The sequence below is a fragment of the Novipirellula rosea genome, assembly GCF_039541335.1.
In the GTDB taxonomy this organism is placed as follows: Bacteria; Planctomycetota; Planctomycetia; order Pirellulales; family Pirellulaceae; genus Novipirellula; species Novipirellula rosea.
Genome location: NZ_BAABGA010000044.1, coordinates 1 through 979, shown reverse-complemented (window position 1 = coordinate 979; position 979 = coordinate 1). Strand labels below are relative to the sequence as shown.

1 pseudogene is annotated in these 979 nt (G+C 53.9%); it reads right to left on the bottom strand.

The features are described from left to right. Positions 1-117: 117 nt before the first annotated feature. Positions 118-979, bottom strand: a pseudogene (locus tag ABD971_RS17630) (recombinase family protein); the annotation flags it as partial.

Sequence of the window (979 nt, the reverse complement as noted above, 5' to 3'; positions counted from 1 at the left end):
TTGACTTGTTGTTCGTCTGTTTGCTGCATGGTCACTCCGGTTGGAAGGTAAGTTGCGCGCACAAAAAACGCCTCGCAGTTTCAGCGAGACGTTTCGTCAATGTTTCGATTCGGTGGGTTATGCGGAACGCCGTCTCTTGCCGTTGTTATAGGGCACCGTAGGTGGTTCCATTCCCTGCATTTCGTACCAGCGACGATAGCTGTACCAGACATTTCCTGAGTTCACTGTGTTCCCCTCACGCTGAAGTTGCTTCGCGGTTTCACGGTGACTCATTCGTTCGATGTCAATCAGTTCATGGACCCGCTCGGCGATCGCGTCCAAACGCGGGGGCTTACGCAGCCAGACCATCACGGCGTCGTCACTCGCCGAAACAACTTGAGATGTCTGTGCACTGAATCCGCGAATCAGTTGTGGGCGAAAGCAACCAAGCACATTGGTGCGTTTGCGATTTGCACGGCGTTCGACCTGAACGCGCACTCTCTCACCGGTGAGCGAACGAAAAATGGCCAGTCCCTTGTAAACAGCGTCTTCGCCTAGATCTCCAGATGCCGCCCTAGCGAGCAAGTCCGACGTTTCCGAAAGCTGCTGACGAATTTGCTCAACCGTTAGAGTTTCTGTCGTGCCCTCCACTGCACGCTGCAAGCAATTGAGTTCGCTTTGAACTGCATTGCGATCAGCCTGAGCTGCTCGAAGCCGAGTCTTGGTTTCTTTCCGGTCCTCGTCCGTCCCCTCGCCCGACATGTCGAACAAGTCGTTGATTCGGTTTCCAAGCAATGCCAACTGCTTTCGAGAACGAGTAATCTGGTCGTCTGAACCCTGGTCCGCCTTGGCGTCCAACTCTTGGCTTTTCAGCACGACCGCCTCAATCAAATTCGTATCTCGCGAGATCAGCGTGCTTAAACTCTTGCAAATCGCTTTAACCGCGTCTTGGCGGCGAACTGCCGACTTGCACGAGCATTGGTCGCCGTTTTTGCATTGC